This window comes from Psychrobacillus sp. FSL K6-1415, from assembly GCF_038003185.1.
GTDB classification, from domain to species: domain Bacteria; phylum Bacillota; class Bacilli; order Bacillales_A; family Planococcaceae; genus Psychrobacillus; species Psychrobacillus psychrodurans.
The window spans coordinates 3,663,359-3,684,874 of sequence record NZ_JBBOOQ010000001.1; the positions used below are offsets into that span (position 1 = coordinate 3,663,359).

The window sequence follows — 21,516 nt, forward strand, 5'->3', positions numbered from 1 at the left end:
TTATTATCGTTTTGCATATGAAAAACTTATCATCTTTGAAAGGATTATTAGTACTCTTAAGGGAAGTAGTAATATAAGGAGGGATTTCATGAAGAAATGGTTATTAGTTATTTCACTAGTATTATTTGGTTGTACAGAGGAGGCTGTAAAGTTACCCACTCAGGGTCCAATTGCAGAGAAGATCACTACTAATTTAAATATTCCATGGTCTATCAATTTACACAATAATACCTTTTATATATCAGAACGAGTCGGAACGATTGCACGTATACAAGGTGGTTCTGTTGTACATGAACCAGTTCGACTTTCGGATAATCTTGCAGCTATCTCTGAAGCTGGATTACTCGGCTTTGTGCTGAAGTCTGACTTTGAAGAAACAGGTGAAGCATTTGCTTACTATACGTATGATATAAACGGAGAGTCCTTTAACAAAGTCGTGACTCTCAAACGAGGAGAAGACGAATGGCAAGAAACTGCGATTCATTTGGACGGCATACCGACCGGCAACATTCATCATGGGGGGCGTTTGGAGATTGGACCAGATGGTTCGTTGTATGTGACCGTTGGAGACGCAGGTAATCCTAGTAATGCACAAGACCCAACTTCACTAAATGGGAAAATTCTTCGCATGGAAGACGATGGCTCATTTGAAATATTCTCCATGGGGCACCGTAATCCACAGGGACTTGCTTGGGCCGCAGATGGAACGCTATACGAAGCTGAGCATGGCCAGTCAGCTAACGACGAAATCAATTTAGTCGAACAAGGTAAAAACTATGGCTATCCAATTATCGAGGGGGAGAAAAGTGAAGAAGGGCTTGAAACTCCTATTGTTACTTCTGGTAGTGACGAAACCTGGGCACCATCTGGCATTACATTTCATAAAGGCGAACTATATGTAGCAACACTTCGTGGAGAGTCTGTTAAAGTGATGAATGTAGAAACTGGCGAAGTGGAACATTCGATTACAGGATTCGGACGAGTACGTGATGTATTCTCCGATGGAGAATCGCTTTATTTCATCACTAATAATACCGACGGACGCGGAACACCTGGTGAGGACGATGACGTGCTGTATAGGATAAAATAAAAGTCGGGAGATATCGATTCAAAACAAATCCTCCTTTTCAGGAGGATTAAATGGATCTTTTATATTTTAATGAAACAGCATTATCTTCCGCTTCGCTTTCATACGCCTGTTGCTCATATTGAAAAGTGAATTCTCGTGCTTCGTAAAACGGAATGCCCAATTGATTTCCTTTGGTGACAGAAACCCATTGTTCATGTGCTCCATATTCAGCTCGTTGAATCTCTGTTAAGTAACTTAGTAATTTTGTACCGATACCTTGACCTCTTTTTGCTGGATGCAAGTAAAGAACATAAACTTCAGCTACTCCATCTTCATCTACTCCCCCACCGATTGCACCAACAATTTCCTCATTTAACTGCGCAACAAAATAACCATTCCAGCTTCGATTTGTATCTTTAATTTCCTTCGAAATTCTTTCCACTGTATAAAATTTTGCTATAATTCCTTCTATGTAATCATTCGAATACAAATCTTTGTACGTATTCCATTGAGCAGCTATACAAACATCAACTATTCCCTGTTCATCACCAGCCTGTGCCATGCGAACCTCAATTATATCTAATGAAAGCGCCATAGCAATTTGTATACCCGATCTTCCATTAAACCGTCTCCCTTCATCGATAAAACCCGATTTTGCATACACAGTTTGTGCCGCCTTGTTTGCTTCATTCACCCCAAGTACTATTCTATTTATATCTGAAAAATGCTTAGCTACAAAAGTTTGCAGTAGCTTCATAGACTTTTGAGCAATTCCCCTCCCCTGGTAAGCAGGATGTATGGAGTATCCTCTTAGTAAAATACTCTCCGGGATATCTGTATAATGGAATTTATCCTCACCAGTATCTAGCACAAAAAAACCAGCAACCTGATCGTCTTCCGTTATAATAATGGGAGTATACGTTACATTAACTTGAGCACGTTCTAATAATTCTAACGGATGACCAGTAAATGAAAGATGCTCTTCAGATAACGGATAATTCTCTAACGATTTTCTATAATCGTCATTATATATAGTAAGCCTAGTCATGAGTTTCACCCCTTTTTAATCAGCATATCACAAGAGGAGGAGGTATTGCCAAATGAAAATAGCAATAATTGGTGGAGGTATCGGGGGGCTCTGTGCTGCTGTAACCTTACAAAAACAAGGTTTTTCTGTTCAGGTATACGAATCAAATGCAACTTTTCATCCGGTAGGCGCTGGTATTGGAATAGGATCCAACGCTTTGCAGGCACTTATGGAAATTGGTGTCGGTAAGGATGTATTTGCAAATGGCCATGCCCTTCATACACAGGTCTTTCAGGATGCACTAGGGAAGACACTGAATACGATTGATTTTACTGTACTAAAGGAACTTTATGGCCAAGAAAATATTACTATTCATCGAGCTGATTTACACAGGACATTTCTGAAAGCACTTCAGCCTAATACACTCCATTTCAATAAAAAATGCATATCTGTCGACCAAAACGATACTCAAGCAACCATCCATTTCGAAGATGGAGAAACAGTAAGCGTAGATTTACTAATAGCCGCAGACGGTATAAACTCCTCTATACGTCAACAGCTAGTTCCAGGTTCTGTTCTTAGATACTCTGGCTATACATGCTGGAGAGGCATTACAGAAAACAAAGGCAGAATTGATAAATACACCTCTACCGAATTATGGTCTACTAAAGGACGATTTGGTATGGCTCCTATGAAGGATGAATTAGTATATTGGTTCGCTTGTATTAATACATCTGCAAGGAATCCACAATTTCAGCATCTCGCTTCTCAGGATATCGGAAACTTATTTGACCACTTTCCTGAAGTTGTAAATAACATAATATCTACAACACCTCCAGAAAATATTCTACATCATGATATTTCTGATATTAAACCGCTGCGACAATTTGTTTTTGGCAGAGTGGTTCTTCTTGGGGATGCGGCTCATGCCACCACACCCAATATGGGACAAGGAGCTGGGCAAGCAATTGAAGATGCCATTGTCCTTGGAAATGGCTTCAAACAATTTGAACATGTGGAGAATGTGTTAGCATTTTATGAACAAAAACGAGTTGCAAGAACTGCAAAAGTAATCCGTCTTTCTCGTCAAATAGGGGCAACCGCTCAAATCAAGTTTCGCCCACTCGCCAGAGTTCGTGATTTTTTATTCCCTTTTATCCCCTCAAAGCTTTTAATGGGAAGACTAAAATTCCTATTCGATGTGAAATTAAAATAAAGTGCCTTGCATATAGCAGGCACTTTACTTTTTACTAATACATTTGCAGTCCTAATGGGTCTACAACCTCTATATGTTTTGGGACTTTTAAGTGAATATATGTGAAACCTGTTACCATTCTGATCTCCTCATCAAGTAATGACTGTTTTAAAGAATACAATTCATTTGAAAACAATTCTAAATTAAGCTCCTTCTCTGAAGGCTCATGAATAACTAACTGATCTCGATTCCAGTCCAATTCATTAAGTGGAATTCTGTCCTCAATTTTTAGTCCATATACATTTATATGAGTTCTATATTCTATCCCTTCTACTTTAAAATCTGTAGAGTCAATCCATTCCACTACCACTTTTGTTGAGTATGGATCATTTCCTTTATACTCGAGAGATAATATATTTCCACTCAATTCATGTGACCATTCTTCCTTAAGAAACTTCTGATTGAATTTGTTTTCTTCTAGTTTAAGTAAAGATTTTTGAAAAGAATTATTTTCCGTTTGTAATTGTACTAATTCTTCAACGGATAATTTTTCTAACATAGTTTCTTTTGGTAAAAGTTCATATACAACACCTGAAGCGATTAATATACCGACATAGACAGTTATAATAATTTTATTTAGACGTAAGTTCCCTTTATATTTTACTTTTTTCGTTAGATAAAGAACAATGATTATTCCGATGACTATAGGTATTAATCCAATAAATAGAATCAGCCATGTATTACTCATGTTCTAACCCCCAAACGATTTGAGATTGCAATGGATGTCGCAAAGAGCAATATCGTTATGACGAAAATCTTCATAATAAGTATCAGCAATGAACCGTTCTCAACAAAAATAGATTCTGATATCCTAATCCAAATACCTGTCATTAACAACATAACAATAATTACTATTGCACCAAAAAACAATAGCTTATGCTTTTGAAACAAAATGCCAGCTATATATCCTATTGAGCTGAACATCCATAAAAGAGTTATCATCGCTAGAATAGTTAGTAGAGAATTAATAGGATTCTCTAGAATAGTAGAACCTTCTACAATTTCATTATTACTATTGAAAGTTAAAAAGATACGCATTAGATAACCTGATAGGAAAGTAGTTACACCCGCAAAGCAACTAAAAATTAATAAGACAATACAATTAGCTAAATTACTACTAAGACGAGTTGCCACAAACGAAAAGTCATCATATCGATACGCTTTAGTAGTTATTAGGTTTCCCACTGAAATAGCTAGTAATGACACAAAAAGAAAACCAATATCAATAGAAGATATATTTATACTAATAGAAGTACTATTAAAAGAAGTTCCACTACCTCCTGCTTCGCCTGCAAAAAATATCCCCAGTATCTGCAAAATGATTAGCGAATAAACCAATCCATTATAAGCATTGAGCTTAAACTTCACCTGAGATAGAACTACACTTGTTAGACTGCTATTACTTAAAAACATCATCGATTCCTCCTTTCGTCTCACTCGTCACATACATGCATACTTCACTTGCAGGAATCGTTTGAATGATGGCTCCCTCTAAACGAGCTCTCTCCAACTTAGAGTTATTCTTAACTACTACATACTGCCTTTGCTCATCAACTCTTTTTGAATGAAGAATTTTTTCCCCCACTGTCCATCTTTCCACATCTGCAATTGATCCCTGAACAGCTACCGCATATTCCTTCACTTTATCTAGAGATTGATGTAATACAACTTTCCCATTATGAATCAATAGAATATCCTCTAATAAATGCTCAATTTCTGTTAAATGGTGGCTAGAGATTAAAATAGAGCGAGGATGTGCTATATAATCCTTTAGTAAAGCTCTATAAAAATCTGTACGAACTGCTTCATCCATTCCGTTTGTTGGCTCATCAAACATCGTTAACTCACAGCGAGTTGACAATCCAAAAATCATATTGAATGTAGCCCTTGCACCCTTGGATAGCTTAGAATGCTGTTGCTTGGAATCCAACTTAAAGTATTGAAATAACCGACTAGCAAGTTTTGCATCCCACCTTTGATAAAAAGCTGGTGCACTTCTCAATATTTCTTCTAAGGTAAGGGAGTCTGGAAAAGTCATTTGATCATCCACTAAAATACTGTTTGCAGAAACCATTAAGTTATTATAAGGATTTTTTCCAAAAACACTCACTTCACCCGACTTATGCTTAGTTAAGCCTGCTAGTATTTTTAGTAAAGTAGTCTTTCCAGCTCCATTGCGTCCAATAAGCCCTGTAATCTTTTGTTCTGTTAGCTCAAACGTTATATCTTCTAGAGCACTAGTTCGTCGAAAACCCTTACTTACTTTTTGACAATCTATCACATTCATTAGATCTCCTCCTCGCAGTTATGGATGAGTTGTATTAGTTCCATTTTTGTTACCGATAACCTTTTTGCTTCTAAAACGATGTCAGCTACCATTTTTGTTAGTGTCTCATTTCTCCGTTTTTCCAGAATCATCTTTTTGGCTTCTGGTGCTACGAACATCCCAAGTCCCCTCTTCTTATACAAAGTTTTTTCCTCTACTAGTATCGTTAAGCCTTTAGCAGCTGTAGCTGGATTGATATTGAAAAGCTCTGCCAACTGATATTGTGAATATACTTTTTGGTCATCCGTAAAACGCTCGGCTATAATTTCATTCTCCAGCCACTCCGCAATTTGTACATATATCGGTTTTGTACTATTGGTATTTATAATCACCTGAGGTTAATCTCCTCTCAATCAAAATTAGTACATTAGTGTTGTAATGTAGTATATAATACCGTTTTGAAATTGTCTAGTTTAATCTGGAATTCCATTACCGTTAAGTTATTTAGATATACATAAGTATTTAAAAAGGAGTTTATAAATGAGTGGAGAATATATATGTATAAGAAATGAGGGAAATGATTTATGAAATTAGGTCAAGTTGCGGTAAATGTTATAAATGTAGAACGGGCTGTTTCATTTTATAAGAATGTTATTAAATTATCTTTATTATTTGAAATGGATGGTCTAGCTTTTTTTCAATGTGGAGATACAAGACTTCTTTTAAGCCTAGCTGAAAAGGAAGAATTCAATCATCCAAGCTCCGTCTTGTATTTTCAAGTTGATGATTTGAACAGTGAGGTTTCTAGAATGAAGGGTGCAGGAGCCACTTTCATAGATGAACCACATATGGTAGCAAAGGTTGGAGATACAGAGACATGGATGGTATTTTTTAAAGATACCGAAGGAAATACACATGCATTAATGAATGAGCGTTAATTAACAGAAATTTTTCAGTGTGCCGAAACTTTTCTTTGGTGCCCAGCTACGTGTGTCCTACTCTCATAGGGGGAGACCCCCGACTACCATCGGCGCAAGAGCTTAACTTCCGTGTCCGGGCTGCAAAAGCAGATGGTCGGCTGATTTCTTTGTCAGCCGCACGCGTTCAATTCTCGCATATGTTATACGCTCCGAGTCTCTCTCACTTGCTTCCTCAAACTCTTTGTCCCTCTACTTTCTTGCATACTAACAGATAGAACGCCTACGGCTTATTTGTTAATACAAAAAAGTCGTTACCAATTACTCGGTAACGACTTTCTCTTTGGTGCCCAGCGACGTCCTACTCTCACAGGGGGAGACCCCCAACTACCATCGGCTCAAGAGCTTAACTTCCGTGTTCGGGCTGCGAAAGCAGATGGTCGGCAGATTTCTTCGTCAGCCGCACGCGTTCAATTCTCGCGTATGTTATACGCTCCGAGTCTCTCTCATTTGCTTCCTTGAACTCTTTGCCCCTCTACTTTCTCGCATACTTTCTTATAGAGATAGACTGCCTACGGCTTATTTGTTAATACAAAAAAGTCGTTACCAATTACTCGGTAACGACTTTCTCTTTGGTGCCCAGCGACGTCCTACTCTCACAGGGGGAGACCCCCAACTACCATCGGCGCAAGAGCTTAACTTCCGTGTCCGGGCTGCGAAAGCAGATGGTCGGCAGATTTCTTCGTCAGCCGCACGCGTTCAATTCTCGCGTATGTTATACGCTCCGAGTCTCTCTCATTTGCTTCCTTGAACTCTTTGCCCCTCTACTTTCTCGCATACTTTCTTATAGAGATAGACTGCCTACGGCTTATTTGTTAATACAAAAAAGTCGTTACCAATTACTCGGTAACGACTTTCTCTTTTGTGCCCAGCGACGTCCTACTCTCACAGGGGGAGACCCCCAACTACCATCGGCGCTGAAGAGCTTAACTTCCGTGTTCGGTATGGGAACGGGTGTGACCTCTTCGCCATCATCACTAGACTGATTCGGCTTTCAATACACATCGTACTTCGTCGTCAACCTCATTCGTTCGGTCAGTCACATACGTTAGTATGTTCCTTTCCTCTCTCAATTGTTTCCTCGAATTACTCGTGTCTTGAAACCCTCATTTAAATAGAGTGTTTGTTCACTCAAAACTGGATAAACGACATTGTTACGTTAAACAAATTTGGTTAAGTCCTCGATCGATTAGTATTCGTCAGCTGCACGTGTCGCCACGCTTCCACCCCGAACCTATCTACCTCATCGTCTTTGAGGGATCTTACTTACTTGCGTAATGGGAAATCTCATCTTGAGGGGGGCTTCGTGCTTAGATGCTTTCAGCACTTATCCCGTCCACACATAGCTACCCAGCGATGCTCTTGGCAGAACAACTGGTACACCAGCGGTGTGTCCATCCCGGTCCTCTCGTACTAAGGACAGCTCCTCTCAAATTTCCTACGCCCACGACGGATAGGGACCGAACTGTCTCACGACGTTCTGAACCCAGCTCGCGTACCGCTTTAATGGGCGAACAGCCCAACCCTTGGGACCGACTACAGCCCCAGGATGCGATGAGCCGACATCGAGGTGCCAAACCTCCCCGTCGATGTGGACTCTTGGGGGAGATAAGCCTGTTATCCCCGGGGTAGCTTTTATCCGTTGAGCGATGGCCCTTCCATGCGGAACCACCGGATCACTAAGCCCGTCTTTCGACCCTGCTCGACTTGTAGGTCTCGCAGTCAAGCTCCCTTCTGCCTTTACACTCTTCGAATGATTTCCAACCATTCTGAGGGAACCTTTGGGCGCCTCCGTTACACTTTAGGAGGCGACCGCCCCAGTCAAACTACCCGCCTGACACTGTCTCCTACCCGGGTTACGGGTATGGGTTAGAATTTCAATACAACCAGGGCAGTATCCCACCGACGCCTCCTCCGAAGCTGGCGCTCCGGGCTCTAAGGCTCCTGCCTATCCTGTACAAGTTGCACCAAAATTCAATATCAAGCTATAGTAAAGCTCCACGGGGTCTTTCCGTCCTGTCGCGGGTAACCTGCATCTTCACAGGTACTATAATTTCACCGAGTCTCTCGTTGAGACAGTGCCCAGATCGTTACGCCTTTCGTGCGGGTCGGAACTTACCCGACAAGGAATTTCGCTACCTTAGGACCGTTATAGTTACGGCCGCCGTTTACTGGGGCTTCAATTCGCACCTTCGCTTGCGCTAAGCACTCCTCTTAACCTTCCAGCACCGGGCAGGCGTCAGCCCCTATACTTCACCTTACGGTTTTGCAGAGACCTGTGTTTTTGCTAAACAGTCGCCTGGGCCTATTCACTGCGGCTCTTCTAGGCTATGCACCCAAAAGAGCACCCCTTCTCCCGAAGTTACGGGGTCATTTTGCCGAGTTCCTTAACGAGAGTTCTCTCGCTCACCTTAGGATTCTCTCCTCGACTACCTGTGTCGGTTTGCGGTACGGGCACCTATCACCTCGCTAGAGGCTTTTCTTGGCAGTGTGAAATCAGGAACTCCGGACATACGTCCTCGCCATCACAGCTCAATGTTATAGAATGCGGATTTGCCTACATTCACACCTTACTGCTTGGACATGCATAACCAACAGCATGCTTACCCTATCCTTCTGCGTCCCCCCATTACTCAAACGGTGGTTTGGTGGTACAGGAATATCAACCTGTTATCCATCGCCTACGCCTATCGGCCTCGGCTTAGGTCCCGACTAACCCTGAGCGGACGAGCCTTCCTCAGGAAACCTTAGTCATACGGTGGACGGGATTCTCACCCGTCTTTCGCTACTCATACCGGCATTCTCACTTCTAAGCGCTCCACCAGTCCTTCCGGTCTGACTTCAACGCCCTTAGAACGCTCTCCTACCACTGATACCAAAGGTATCAATCCACAGCTTCGGTGATTTGTTTAGCCCCGATACATTTTCGGCGCAGCGTCACTCGACCAGTGAGCTATTACGCACTCTTTAAATGATGGCTGCTTCTAAGCCAACATCCTGGTTGTCTAAGCAACGCCACATCCTTTTCCACTTAACAAATACTTTGGGACCTTAGCTGGTGGTCTGGGCTGTTTCCCTCTTGACTACGGATCTTATCACTCGCAGTCTGACTCCCAAACATAAATCATTGGCATTCGGAGTTTGTCTGAATTCGGTAACCCGGGATGGGCCCCTAGTCCAAACAGTGCTCTACCTCCAAGATTCTAACGTTTGAGGCTAGCCCTAAAGCTATTTCGGAGAGAACCAGCTATCTCCAGGTTCGATTGGAATTTCTCCGCTACCCACACCTCATCCCCGCACTTTTCAACGTGCGTGGGTTCGGACCTCCAGTAAGTGTTACCTTACCTTCATCCTGGACATGGGTAGATCACCTGGTTTCGGGTCTACGACCACATACTCATTCGCCCTATTCAGACTCGCTTTCGCTGCGGCTCCGTCTTCTCAACTTAACCTTGCATGTAATCGTAACTCGCCGGTTCATTCTACAAAAGGCACGCTATCACCCATTAACGGGCTCTAACTACTTGTAGGCACACGGTTTCAGGATCTATTTCACTCCCCTTCCGGGGTGCTTTTCACCTTTCCCTCACGGTACTGGTTCACTATCGGTCACTAGGTAGTATTTAGCCTTGGGAGATGGTCCTCCCGGATTCCGACGGAATTTCACGTGTTCCGCCGTACTCAGGATACACTCAAGAGAGAATGAATTTTGGACTACGGGGCTTTTACCCTATCCTGCGGACCTTTCCAGATCGCTTCGTCTAACTCATTCCTTTGTAACTCTATGTAGAGTGTCCTACAACCCCAAGAGGCAAGCCTCTTGGTTTGGGCTATTCCCGTTTCGCTCGCCGCTACTCAGGGAATCGATTTTTCTTTCTCTTCCTCCAGGTACTTAGATGTTTCAGTTCCCTGGGTGTGTCTCAGATGCGCTATGTATTCACGCAAATGTACTGCTCCATTACGAACAGTGGGTTTCCCCATTCGGAAATCTCCGGATCAAAGCTCACTTACAGCTCCCCGAAGCATATCGGTGTTAGTGCCGTCCTTCGTCGACTCCTAGTGCCAAGGCATTCACCGTGCGCCCTTATTAACTTAACCTAAAAGTTAAAAAGTCTTACACGTTGTGATTACGTAAATAATCACAACAGAATTTCTTGTTGTTTATTGTTTCAATGTCGTTTTATCCAGTTTTCAAAGAACAAGTATCGAATCTTCATATAAAAATGAACATTCAAAACTGAACTGCAAAACGTTAAGATACGAATAAAGATTCGTATTCCGATATTATCCTTAGAAAGGAGGTGATCCAGCCGCACCTTCCGATACGGCTACCTTGTTACGACTTCACCCCAATCATCTGTCCCACCTTCGGCGGCTGGCTCCCGTAAGGGTTACCCCACCGACTTCGGGTGTTACAAACTCTCGTGGTGTGACGGGCGGTGTGTACAAGGCCCGGGAACGTATTCACCGTGGCATGCTGATCCACGATTACTAGCGATTCCGGCTTCATGTAGGCGAGTTGCAGCCTACAATCCGAACTGAGAACGGTTTTATGGGATTTGCTCACCCTCGCGGGGTTGCGACCCTCTGTACCGTCCATTGTAGCACGTGTGTAGCCCAGGTCATAAGGGGCATGATGATTTGACGTCATCCCCACCTTCCTCCGGTTTATCACCGGCAGTCACCTTAGAGTGCCCAACTGAATGCTGGCAACTAAGATCAAGGGTTGCGCTCGTTGCGGGACTTAACCCAACATCTCACGACACGAGCTGACGACAACCATGCACCACCTGTCACCGCTGTCCCCGAAGGGAAAAGCCTATCTCTAGGCCGGTCAGCGGGATGTCAAGACCTGGTAAGGTTCTTCGCGTTGCTTCGAATTAAACCACATGCTCCACCGCTTGTGCGGGCCCCCGTCAATTCCTTTGAGTTTCAGTCTTGCGACCGTACTCCCCAGGCGGAGTGCTTAATGCGTTAGCTGCAGCACTAAGGGGCGGAAACCCCCTAACACTTAGCACTCATCGTTTACGGCGTGGACTACCAGGGTATCTAATCCTGTTTGCTCCCCACGCTTTCGCGCCTCAGCGTCAGTTACAGACCAGAAAGCCGCCTTCGCCACTGGTGTTCCTCCAAATCTCTACGCATTTCACCGCTACACTTGGAATTCCGCTTTCCTCTTCTGTACTCAAGTCCCCCAGTTTCCAATGACCTTCCACGGTTGAGCCGTGGGATTTCACATCAGACTTAAAGGACCGCCTGCGCGCGCTTTACGCCCAATAATTCCGGACAACGCTTGCCACCTACGTATTACCGCGGCTGCTGGCACGTAGTTAGCCGTGGCTTTCTAATGAGGTACCGTCAAGGTACGAGCAGTTACTCTCGTACTTGTTCTTCCCTCACAACAGAGTTTTACGATCCGAAAACCTTCTTCACTCACGCGGCATTGCTCCATCAGACTTTCGTCCATTGTGGAAGATTCCCTACTGCTGCCTCCCGTAGGAGTCTGGGCCGTGTCTCAGTCCCAGTGTGGCCGATCACCCTCTCAGGTCGGCTACGCATCGTCGCCTTGGTGAGCCGTTACCTCACCAACTAGCTAATGCGCCGCGGGCCCATCCTGTAGTGACAGCGAGATGCCGTCTTTTAACATCTCCCCATGTGAGGAAATGGATTATTCGGTATTAGCCCCGGTTTCCCGGAGTTATCCCAATCTACAGGGCAGGTTGCCCACGTGTTACTCACCCGTCCGCCGCTAAATCAGAAGAAGCAAGCTTCTTCGTCATTCGCTCGACTTGCATGTATTAGGCATGCCGCCAGCGTTCGTCCTGAGCCAGGATCAAACTCTCCATAATAGAGAACTTAAAAAGCTCATTTGTTTTGCTGGCATCATCATTAAATGATGTCAAAATTGTTTTGCTATCAAACTAACAAAGTTAGTTGATAAGCTATATGTCTTAACGTTTTGCATGTTCAGTTTTCAATGTTCATGTTGTTGCAGTGTCGTTTTGACGACTTTATTATCATAACAAATTTCGATATTGTTGTCAACAACTTTTTTTATTTTGTTTTTCGTGTAAATCATTAATAAAAATGACAACTTGATAACTATACCATCTATAAATCATTATTGCAAGCGTATTTTGAAATTCTTTTATAAGTTTACTTTTGATATATAAATCTTATATTCCCCATAATTAATGTTTTAATTCTATTCTAATTATGTAAACCAACATACTATAGAGGAAGTAATGTATTACCTTATTTGCTCTGTAATAATAAAAGGTTGATCAGTCATTAATCAGTGGAAAATGTGTTTCGGTATATGATATTGACGCAAGATACTTCTATTAAAGTAAATATAAGATTGAGAACGTATGGACTTAAAATAACGATGCAGGTTCTTTCAAGAGGTGTACGGGAGTTTTCATATAGCATTTGACACATAGTATGTAATAGAAAAATAGGCGTAAAAAATTACGCCTGTACTTAAATAGTAAAAGAATTTTTTATTGTTCAGGGTGAAGGATATTGCAGGCACTTAGCCAATTTCCAGAAGGATCTTTAAATCCAAAACCACCAAATTCACCTTTTAAATTTAAAGGACCAACTTCTACTTGTTTTCCTTCAAGCCACTCATATAATTCTTTTAAAGAAGGAGTATAAAAGTCAATTATGCTATGAACGATATTAGTATTTGTATTTCTGAATGATAATCCATTAATTTCTTCAGTTTCAACCAAGAAAATCGTTGGAACTCCTTTTGATTTCATAGTAAGCATAGCATTTTTTTCACCTTTAAAGTGGACTTCAGCACCAAGGATATCGATATAAAACTCTATAGATTCTTCTAAATTAGTAACAGGTATTTCCAGTGTAGCGATATGTGAAATTAAATTAGTCATTGTAGCCTCCTGTGTTTTATTTGCACATATATTTTTCTACACTCAAATAAGAAAACCCTCTTAAATTTCATTAAAAATGGAAAATAATTTATCGCTAATTCCATTTGATACATGAAGAAAGTAACTTAATCAACTTACAGGCAATTAGTCAAAAGGAGCAACGTCATTTAAGACGTTGCTTCTTTTATATTTAAAAGTACTTCTGATAATACTCCTTCCTTAACCTCCGTTTAACTGAGAGTAGAACCCCATGGTTTCATTTTTCTCATGACCCATAAGAAATTTGTATAATTCAATCGAAGTATAGTAAATAATAGATTGAATTGAAAGAGAAAATAACAGTTTAATGCTAAGCATCAAGTCTGACAACTATACATTTAAATTTGTTGTAATAATGAACTAACGCGGCTCGTTAGTTCAATAACGTTTGATGGTAATTTAGAATATATATGGAAAATTTTATTAACTTTATGAAACTAATAATAGGGTCCGATTTTTTCAATAAAAGAAGCTATCAACTCTATTTGAATAGGACTGCTAGTTTAGCTTGTTATTTGATTTTTAAATTCAATCTTATCAAGCCACCATACTATTGACTTTCATTCACATTTCCTTCTGCAGGAATCGGATACTTTTTCAATAACCGGGCAAAATGCAGTAAATTGTAAGCAGTTATTTTTGCGTGTTGCATCGTAAAATTGTTCTCTTTGCCGTTTGCCTCAATAAAGGATGGGCCAGGACCCGCTTCCCCCACCCAATAGGTATCCACATTTGGAGGAATCGTAAACCCAATATGCGACAATGCGTAAATTAGGTAGCTTGAGACGTTTTTCGCACCGTCTTCATTCCCGGTAACAACCACTCCGCCCACTTTGTTATAGTAAATGTACTGGCCTTTTTCGTTCGTAAGACTGCTTCCACCATACAATCTTTCAACAACCAAAGTGGCCAGGCTGCTCTGTTCACCAAGCCAAATCGGCGAGCCAAGTAAAAGGATATCCGTTTTCTTCACTTTTTCAAAAATCTCTGGCCATTGATCCTTTTCATTCACTGCCTCATGGGTAACTCCAAAGCCGATATTATAATCAGCCACCCTGAGCACTTCCGTCTCCACTCCATTTTCATCAAAGATTTTTACAATCTCGTTAATCAGCGCACGGGTATTCGATTTCTGTGTGCTGTCTTTTAAACTACAATTTAAAACTAGCGCTTTGATGCTCATTGCTACATCTCCTTAGGTGATAGTAATATTATTTCTTTACCCTGTGAATTTTTTATAAAACTAGGAATCTGGTTAGTTCCGTTAAAAAGGCTGCTGTACCTATAAAAAAAGCCACTACCGATAACTCGGTAACGACTTTCATTGGTCCCACGTCATACTCTCACAGGGGGAGACTCCCAACTACTATCAGCGCAAGAGCTTAACTTCCGTGTCCGGGCTGCGAAAGCGAATGGTCGGCAGATTTCTTTGTCAGCCGCACTCGTTCAATATTCTCACGTATGTTATACGCTCCGAGTCTCTCTCACTTGCTTCCTCGAACTCTTTGCCCCTCTACTTTCTCGCATACTTTCTTATAGAGATAGACTGCCTACGGCATATTATTTGTTAATACAAAAAAGTCGTTACCAATTACTCGGTAACGACTTTCTCTTTTGTGCCCAGCGACGTCCTACTCTCACAGGGGGAGACCCCCAACTACCATCGGCGCTGAAGAGCTTAACTTCCGTGTTCGGTATGGGAACGGGTGTGACCTCTTCGCCATCATCACTAGACTGATTCGGCTTTCAATACACATCGTACTTCTTCGTCAACTTCATTTGTTCGGTCAGTCACATACGTTAGTATGTTCCTTTCCTCTCTCAATTGTTTCCTCGAATTACTCGTGTCTTGAAACCCTCATAATAAATAGAGTGTTTGTTCACTCAAAACTGGATAAACGACATTGTTACGTTAAACAAATTTGGTTAAGTCCTCGATCGATTAGTATTCGTCAGCTGCACGTGTCGCCACGCTTCCACCCCGAACCTATCTACCTCATCGTCTTTGAGGGATCTTACTTACTTGCGTAATGGGAAATCTCATCTTGAGGGGGGCTTCGTGCTTAGATGCTTTCAGCACTTATCCCGTCCACACATAGCTACCCAGCGATGCTCTTGGCAGAACAACTGGTACACCAGCGGTGTGTCCATCCCGGTCCTCTCGTACTAAGGACAGCTCCTCTCAAATTTCCTACGCCCACGACGGATAGGGACCGAACTGTCTCACGACGTTCTGAACCCAGCTCGCGTACCGCTTTAATGGGCGAACAGCCCAACCCTTGGGACCGACTACAGCCCCAGGATGCGATGAGCCGACATCGAGGTGCCAAACCTCCCCGTCGATGTGGACTCTTGGGGGAGATAAGCCTGTTATCCCCGGGGTAGCTTTTATCCGTTGAGCGATGGCCCTTCCATGCGGAACCACCGGATCACTAAGCCCGTCTTTCGACCCTGCTCGACTTGTAGGTCTCGCAGTCAAGCTCCCTTCTGCCTTTACACTCTTCGAATGATTTCCAACCATTCTGAGGGAACCTTTGGGCGCCTCCGTTACACTTTAGGAGGCGACCGCCCCAGTCAAACTACCCGCCTGACACTGTCTCCTACCCGGGTTACGGGTATGGGTTAGAATTTCAATACAACCAGGGCAGTATCCCACCGACGCCTCCTCCGAAGCTGGCGCTCCGGGCTCTAAGGCTCCTGCCTATCCTGTACAAGTTGCACCAAAATTCAATATCAAGCTATAGTAAAGCTCCACGGGGTCTTTCCGTCCTGTCGCGGGTAACCTGCATCTTCACAGGTACTATAATTTCACCGAGTCTCTCGTTGAGACAGTGCCCAGATCGTTACGCCTTTCGTGCGGGTCGGAACTTACCCGACAAGGAATTTCGCTACCTTAGGACCGTTATAGTTACGGCCGCCGTTTACTGGGGCTTCAATTCGCACCTTCGCTTGCGCTAAGCACTCCTCTTAACCTTCCAGCACCGGGCAGGCGTCAGCCCCTATACTTCACCTTACGGTTTTGCAGAGACCTGTGTTTTTGCTAAACAGTCGCCTGGGCCTATTCACTGCGGCTCTTCTAGGCTATGCACCCAAAAGAGCACCCCTTCTCCCGAAGTTACGGGGTCATTTTGCCGAGTTCCTTAACGAGAGTTCTCTCGCTCACCTTAGGATTCTCTCCTCGACTACCTGTGTCGGTTTGCGGTACGGGCACCTATCACCTCGCTAGAGGCTTTTCTTGGCAGTGTGAAATCAGGAACTCCGGACATACGTCCTCGCCATCACAGCTCAATGTTACAGAATGCGGATTTGCCTACATTCACACCTTACTGCTTGGACATGCATAACCAACAGCATGCTTACCCTATCCTTCTGCGTCCCCCCATTACTCAAACGGTGGTTTGGTGGTACAGGAATATCAACCTGTTATCCATCGCCTACGCCTATCGGCCTCGGCTTAGGTCCCGACTAACCCTGAGCGGACGAGCCTTCCTCAGGAAACCTTAGTCATACGGTGGACGGGATTCTCACCCGTCTTTCGCTACTCATACCGGCATTCTCACTTCTAAGCGCTCCACCAGTCCTTCCGGTCTGACTTCAACGCCCTTAGAACGCTCTCCTACCACTGATACCAAAGGTATCAATCCACAGCTTCGGTGATTTGTTTAGCCCCGATACATTTTCGGCGCAGCGTCACTCGACCAGTGAGCTATTACGCACTCTTTAAATGATGGCTGCTTCTAAGCCAACATCCTGGTTGTCTAAGCAACGCCACATCCTTTTCCACTTAACAAATACTTTGGGACCTTAGCTGGTGGTCTGGGCTGTTTCCCTCTTGACTACGGATCTTATCACTCGCAGTCTGACTCCCAAACATAAATCATTGGCATTCGGAGTTTGTCTGAATTCGGTAACCCGGGATGGGCCCCTAGTCCAAACAGTGCTCTACCTCCAAGATTCTAACGTTTGAGGCTAGCCCTAAAGCTATTTCGGAGAGAACCAGCTATCTCCAGGTTCGATTGGAATTTCTCCGCTACCCACACCTCATCCCCGCACTTTTCAACGTGCGTGGGTTCGGACCTCCAGTAAGTGTTACCTTACCTTCATCCTGGACATGGGTAGATCACCTGGTTTCGGGTCTACGACCACATACTCATTCGCCCTATTCAGACTCGCTTTCGCTGCGGCTCCGTCTTCTCAACTTAACCTTGCATGTAATCGTAACTCGCCGGTTCATTCTACAAAAGGCACGCTATCACCCATTAACGGGCTCTAACTACTTGTAGGCACACGGTTTCAGGATCTATTTCACTCCCCTTCCGGGGTGCTTTTCACCTTTCCCTCACGGTACTGGTTCACTATCGGTCACTAGGTAGTATTTAGCCTTGGGAGATGGTCCTCCCGGATTCCGACGGAATTTCACGTGTTCCGCCGTACTCAGGATACACTCAAGAGAGAATGAATTTTGGACTACGGGGCTTTTACCCTATCCTGCGGACCTTTCCAGATCGCTTCGTCTAACTCATTCCTTTGTAACTCTATGTAGAGTGTCCTACAACCCCAAGAGGCAAGCCTCTTGGTTTGGGCTATTCCCGTTTCGCTCGCCGCTACTCAGGGAATCGATTTTTCTTTCTCTTCCTCCAGGTACTTAGATGTTTCAGTTCCCTGGGTGTGTCTCAGATGCGCTATGTATTCACGCAAATGTACTGCTCCATTACGAACAGTGGGTTTCCCCATTCGGAAATCTCCGGATCAAAGCTCACTTACAGCTCCCCGAAGCATATCGGTGTTAGTGCCGTCCTTCGTCGACTCCTAGTGCCAAGGCATTCACCGTGCGCCCTTATTAACTTAACCTAAAAGTTAAAAAGTCTTACACGTTGTGATTACGTAAATAATCACAACAGAATTTCTTGTTGTTTATTGTTTCAATGTCGTTTTATCCAGTTTTCAAAGAACAAGTATCGAATCTTCATATAAAAATGAACATTCAAAACTGAACTGCAAAACGTTAAGATACGAATAAAGATTCGTATTCCGATATTATCCTTAGAAAGGAGGTGATCCAGCCGCACCTTCCGATACGGCTACCTTGTTACGACTTCACCCCAATCATCTGTCCCACCTTCGGCGGCTGGCTCCCGTAAGGGTTACCCCACCGACTTCGGGTGTTACAAACTCTCGTGGTGTGACGGGCGGTGTGTACAAGGCCCGGGAACGTATTCACCGTGGCATGCTGATCCACGATTACTAGCGATTCCGGCTTCATGTAGGCGAGTTGCAGCCTACAATCCGAACTGAGAACGGTTTTATGGGATTTGCTCACCCTCGCGGGGTTGCGACCCTCTGTACCGTCCATTGTAGCACGTGTGTAGCCCAGGTCATAAGGGGCATGATGATTTGACGTCATCCCCACCTTCCTCCGGTTTATCACCGGCAGTCACCTTAGAGTGCCCAACTGAATGCTGGCAACTAAGATCAAGGGTTGCGCTCGTTGCGGGACTTAACCCAACATCTCACGACACGAGCTGACGACAACCATGCACCACCTGTCACCGCTGTCCCCGAAGGGAAAAGCCTATCTCTAGGCCGGTCAGCGGGATGTCAAGACCTGGTAAGGTTCTTCGCGTTGCTTCGAATTAAACCACATGCTCCACCGCTTGTGCGGGCCCCCGTCAATTCCTTTGAGTTTCAGTCTTGCGACCGTACTCCCCAGGCGGAGTGCTTAATGCGTTAGCTGCAGCACTAAGGGGCGGAAACCCCCTAACACTTAGCACTCATCGTTTACGGCGTGGACTACCAGGGTATCTAATCCTGTTTGCTCCCCACGCTTTCGCGCCTCAGCGTCAGTTACAGACCAGAAAGCCGCCTTCGCCACTGGTGTTCCTCCAAATCTCTACGCATTTCACCGCTACACTTGGAATTCCGCTTTCCTCTTCTGTACTCAAGTCCCCCAGTTTCCAATGACCTTCCACGGTTGAGCCGTGGGATTTCACATCAGACTTAAAGGACCGCCTGCGCGCGCTTTACGCCCAATAATTCCGGACAACGCTTGCCACCTACGTATTACCGCGGCTGCTGGCACGTAGTTAGCCGTGGCTTTCTAATGAGGTACCGTCAAGGTACGAGCAGTTACTCTCGTACTTGTTCTTCCCTCACAACAGAGTTTTACGATCCGAAAACCTTCTTCACTCACGCGGCATTGCTCCATCAGACTTTCGTCCATTGTGGAAGATTCCCTACTGCTGCCTCCCGTAGGAGTCTGGGCCGTGTCTCAGTCCCAGTGTGGCCGATCACCCTCTCAGGTCGGCTACGCATCGTCGCCTTGGTGAGCCGTTACCTCACCAACTAGCTAATGCGCCGCGGGCCCATCCTGTAGTGACAGCGAGATGCCGTCTTTTAACATCTCCCCATGTGAGGAAATGGATTATTCGGTATTAGCCCCGGTTTCCCGGAGTTATCCCAATCTACAGGGCAGGTTGCCCACGTGTTACTCACCCGTCCGCCGCTAAATCAGAAGAAGCAAGCTTCTTCGTCATTCGCTCGACTTGCATGTATTAGGCATGCCGCCAGCGTTCGTCCTGAGCCAGGATCAAACTCTCCATAATAGAGAACTTAAAAAGCTCATTTTGTTTTGCTGGCATCATCATTAAATGATGTCAAAATTGTTTTGCTATCAGACTAACAATGTTAGTTGATAAGCTGTATGTCTTAACGTTTTGCATGTTCAGTTTTCAATGTTCAATATTCTATGGTATTAAATAATGGAGCGGGTGAAGAGAATCGAACTCTCATCATCAGCTTGGAAGGCTGAGGTTTTACCACTAAACTACACCCGCATTAAATTATGTTAAACTGTTATTTGACTGGTGCGGCCGAGAGGACTTGAACCTCCACGGGGTTATCCCCCACTAGGCCCTCAACCTAGCGCGTCTGCCGTTCCGCCACGACCGCTTAGTAATTAATAGGACAAGGTTGATTATACTCTCTTACACCTTAAATGTCAATAACAATTTGATGAGCCATGTAGGATTCGAACCTACGACCCTCTGATTAAAAGTCAGATGCTCTACCAACTGAGCTAATGGCTCAAAAATGGCTGGGGTACCTGGATTCGAACCAGGGCATGATGGAATCAAAATCCATTGCCTTACCGCTTGGCTATACCCCAACATGGCGGTCCCGACCGGGATCGAACCGGCGATCTCCTGCGTGACAGGCAGGCATGTTAACCGCTACACCACGGGACCGTTGAAAATATTAAATAATAAATGGTAATGACCCCTACGGGATTCGAACCCGTGTTACCGCCGTGAAAGGGCGGTGTCTTAACCGCTTGACCAAGGGGCCATAATGGCTCCGAAGGTAGGACTCGAACCTACGACCGATCGATTAACAGTCGATTGCTCTACCACTGAGCTACTTCGGAATAATTTTTGTCGTTTTGTTTTACTCGACTTTTTCTATTATAGAGAGGGTTTTGCAAAACGTCAACTACTTTTCGAAAATTTATTTCAGATTCTCAAAATAAACTAACACTAAATCTCCGCAACACTTGCCACAACGGTATTTCTTCGTGTTTAAACGAATTTTTCGATTATAGGAAATGGAGCATTTTGCACATTTATACGTATACCTTTTTGTTGCCTTCCTTCCTTTTCCCTCTACTAGCGTAGAACAAAATCTAGGTGAATTTGTTGCTTTGAGTAGCTCACGAAAGTCAGCATCCCGATGTTGATATCCTTTTCCTTCTATATGTAAATGATAATGACAAAGCTCATGTTTGATAACGCCAACCAATTCATCCATTCCATATTTTTCAAATACTAACGGATTTACTTCTATATTATGCGACCTCAACATATACCTTCCACCAGTAGTTCTAAGCCTTTTATTAAAATACGCTTGATGTTTAAAGTCTTTCCCAAAAGCTTCTTTTGATACACGGCATACAAGTTCATACAATTTTTCATCTGTCATATTAATCACC

The 21,516-nt window shown here is 43.8% G+C and carries 11 protein-coding genes, 7 tRNA genes and 6 rRNA genes; 3 read left to right on the forward strand and 21 right to left on the reverse strand.

Annotated features, from left to right (window positions below; genetic code table 11):
- The first annotated feature begins 88 nt into the window (after positions 1 to 88).
- On the forward strand, positions 89 to 1,090 hold the full coding sequence (locus MKY60_RS17955; protein WP_241600156.1) for a PQQ-dependent sugar dehydrogenase: 1,002 nt from the start codon (positions 89 to 91) through the stop codon (positions 1,088 to 1,090).
- Between the two features lie 46 nt (positions 1,091 to 1,136).
- Here MKY60_RS17955 and MKY60_RS17960 read toward each other — a convergent pair whose 3' ends face one another.
- Positions 1,137 to 2,117 carry a GNAT family N-acetyltransferase gene (locus MKY60_RS17960; RefSeq protein WP_340880561.1) on the reverse strand — a complete coding sequence of 327 codons (981 nt, stop codon included), beginning with the start codon at positions 2,115 to 2,117 and terminating at the stop codon, positions 1,137 to 1,139.
- Between the two features lie 52 nt (positions 2,118 to 2,169).
- Here MKY60_RS17960 and MKY60_RS17965 point away from each other — a divergent pair, with 52 nt between their 5' ends.
- Entirely contained in the window at positions 2,170 to 3,312 is a 1,143-nt protein-coding gene (locus tag MKY60_RS17965; RefSeq protein WP_340930862.1) for an FAD-dependent monooxygenase, read from the forward strand.
- Between the two features lie 34 nt (positions 3,313 to 3,346).
- Here MKY60_RS17965 and MKY60_RS17970 read toward each other — a convergent pair whose 3' ends face one another.
- The 4 genes from MKY60_RS17970 to MKY60_RS17985 are packed head-to-tail and all read right to left on the reverse strand — an operon-like array spanning position 3,347 to position 6,009.
- A complete protein-coding gene (locus MKY60_RS17970; protein WP_340880562.1) occupies positions 3,347 to 4,039 on the reverse strand; it encodes a hypothetical protein in 693 nt (230 codons plus the stop codon).
- Positions 4,036 to 4,767, reverse strand: coding sequence for a hypothetical protein (locus MKY60_RS17975; protein WP_340930863.1), 732 nt, complete (start codon positions 4,765 to 4,767; stop codon positions 4,036 to 4,038). The genes MKY60_RS17970 and MKY60_RS17975 overlap by 4 nt, the downstream gene beginning before the upstream one ends.
- Entirely contained in the window at positions 4,751 to 5,638 is an 888-nt protein-coding gene (locus MKY60_RS17980; RefSeq protein ID WP_340880564.1) for an ABC transporter ATP-binding protein, read from the reverse strand. Before MKY60_RS17980 ends, MKY60_RS17975 begins: the two co-directional genes overlap by 17 nt.
- Positions 5,638 to 6,009 carry a GntR family transcriptional regulator gene (locus MKY60_RS17985; protein WP_340880565.1) on the reverse strand — a complete coding sequence of 124 codons (372 nt, stop codon included), beginning with the start codon at positions 6,007 to 6,009 and terminating at the stop codon, positions 5,638 to 5,640. The genes MKY60_RS17980 and MKY60_RS17985 overlap by 1 nt, the downstream gene beginning before the upstream one ends.
- Positions 6,010 to 6,201: 192 nt before the next feature.
- Here MKY60_RS17985 and MKY60_RS17990 point away from each other — a divergent pair, with 192 nt between their 5' ends.
- On the forward strand, positions 6,202 to 6,555 hold the full coding sequence (locus MKY60_RS17990; RefSeq protein WP_340880566.1) for a VOC family protein: 354 nt from the start codon (positions 6,202 to 6,204) through the stop codon (positions 6,553 to 6,555).
- A gap of 905 nt (positions 6,556 to 7,460) precedes the next feature.
- On the opposite strand, the gene rrf (MKY60_RS17995) is transcribed toward MKY60_RS17990, so the two are convergent.
- The 16 genes from rrf (MKY60_RS17995) to MKY60_RS18070 form a co-directional block, all read right to left on the reverse strand.
- A 5S ribosomal RNA gene (rrf, locus tag MKY60_RS17995) occupies positions 7,461 to 7,576 on the reverse strand.
- A gap of 187 nt (positions 7,577 to 7,763) precedes the next feature.
- Positions 7,764 to 10,692, reverse strand: a 23S ribosomal RNA gene (locus MKY60_RS18000).
- Positions 10,693 to 10,888: 196 nt separating this feature from the next.
- A 16S ribosomal RNA gene (locus MKY60_RS18005) occupies positions 10,889 to 12,443 on the reverse strand.
- The 16S, 23S and 5S rRNA genes sit together here, the layout of an rRNA operon.
- Before the next feature lie 654 nt (positions 12,444 to 13,097).
- The gene (locus MKY60_RS18010; RefSeq protein ID WP_241600774.1) at positions 13,098 to 13,493 is read right to left on the reverse strand and encodes a VOC family protein; all 396 of its coding nucleotides are present in this window, start codon (positions 13,491 to 13,493) and stop codon (positions 13,098 to 13,100) included.
- A gap of 589 nt (positions 13,494 to 14,082) precedes the next feature.
- Positions 14,083 to 14,715: a flavodoxin family protein gene (locus MKY60_RS18015; protein ID WP_340930864.1), complete on the reverse strand. Its 633-nt coding sequence runs from the start codon at positions 14,713 to 14,715 to the stop codon at positions 14,083 to 14,085.
- Between the two features lie 435 nt (positions 14,716 to 15,150).
- Positions 15,151 to 15,266: ribosomal RNA gene (gene rrf, locus MKY60_RS18020) — 5S ribosomal RNA — on the reverse strand.
- A 188-nt stretch (positions 15,267 to 15,454) separates the two neighbouring features.
- Positions 15,455 to 18,383: ribosomal RNA gene (locus MKY60_RS18025) — 23S ribosomal RNA — on the reverse strand.
- 196 nt (positions 18,384 to 18,579) lie between these two features.
- Positions 18,580 to 20,134: ribosomal RNA gene (locus MKY60_RS18030) — 16S ribosomal RNA — on the reverse strand.
- A 157-nt stretch (positions 20,135 to 20,291) separates the two neighbouring features.
- Positions 20,292 to 20,365: transfer RNA gene (locus MKY60_RS18035), tRNA-Gly, on the reverse strand.
- A 28-nt stretch (positions 20,366 to 20,393) separates the two neighbouring features.
- Positions 20,394 to 20,480, reverse strand: a tRNA-Leu gene (locus MKY60_RS18040).
- 64 nt (positions 20,481 to 20,544) lie between these two features.
- Positions 20,545 to 20,617, reverse strand: a tRNA-Lys gene (locus tag MKY60_RS18045).
- Between the two features lie 5 nt (positions 20,618 to 20,622).
- A tRNA-Gln gene (locus MKY60_RS18050) sits at positions 20,623 to 20,697 on the reverse strand.
- A 3-nt stretch (positions 20,698 to 20,700) separates the two neighbouring features.
- Positions 20,701 to 20,776: transfer RNA gene (locus MKY60_RS18055), tRNA-Asp, on the reverse strand.
- Positions 20,777 to 20,804: 28 nt separating this feature from the next.
- A tRNA-Glu gene (locus MKY60_RS18060) sits at positions 20,805 to 20,876 on the reverse strand.
- Between the two features lie 4 nt (positions 20,877 to 20,880).
- Positions 20,881 to 20,955 (reverse strand) — tRNA-Asn (locus tag MKY60_RS18065).
- 80 nt (positions 20,956 to 21,035) lie between these two features.
- Positions 21,036 to 21,506, reverse strand: a complete 471-nt coding sequence (locus tag MKY60_RS18070; protein ID WP_340930865.1) for a SprT family protein — start codon at positions 21,504 to 21,506, stop codon at positions 21,036 to 21,038.
- Positions 21,507 to 21,516 lie beyond the last annotated feature (10 nt).

What these genes read in the sequence shown, in the direction of transcription:
- MKY60_RS18015 (WP_340930864.1), bottom strand. Translation starts at nt 14,715, where the DNA reads ATGAGCATCAAAGCGCTAGTTTTAAATTGTAGTTTAAAAGACAGCACA.
- MKY60_RS17975 (WP_340930863.1), bottom strand. Translation starts at nt 4,767, where the DNA reads ATGATGTTTTTAAGTAATAGCAGTCTAACAAGTGTAGTTCTATCTCAG.
- MKY60_RS17990 (WP_340880566.1), top strand. Translation starts at nt 6,202, where the DNA reads ATGAAATTAGGTCAAGTTGCGGTAAATGTTATAAATGTAGAACGGGCT.
- MKY60_RS17960 (WP_340880561.1), bottom strand. Translation starts at nt 2,117, where the DNA reads ATGACTAGGCTTACTATATATAATGACGATTATAGAAAATCGTTAGAG.
- MKY60_RS17965 (WP_340930862.1), top strand. Translation starts at nt 2,170, where the DNA reads ATGAAAATAGCAATAATTGGTGGAGGTATCGGGGGGCTCTGTGCTGCT.
- MKY60_RS17955 (WP_241600156.1), top strand. Translation starts at nt 89, where the DNA reads ATGAAGAAATGGTTATTAGTTATTTCACTAGTATTATTTGGTTGTACA.
- MKY60_RS18010 (WP_241600774.1), bottom strand. Translation starts at nt 13,493, where the DNA reads ATGACTAATTTAATTTCACATATCGCTACACTGGAAATACCTGTTACT.
- MKY60_RS18070 (WP_340930865.1), bottom strand. Translation starts at nt 21,506, where the DNA reads ATGACAGATGAAAAATTGTATGAACTTGTATGCCGTGTATCAAAAGAA.
- MKY60_RS17970 (WP_340880562.1), bottom strand. Translation starts at nt 4,039, where the DNA reads ATGAGTAATACATGGCTGATTCTATTTATTGGATTAATACCTATAGTC.
- MKY60_RS17980 (WP_340880564.1), bottom strand. Translation starts at nt 5,638, where the DNA reads ATGAATGTGATAGATTGTCAAAAAGTAAGTAAGGGTTTTCGACGAACT.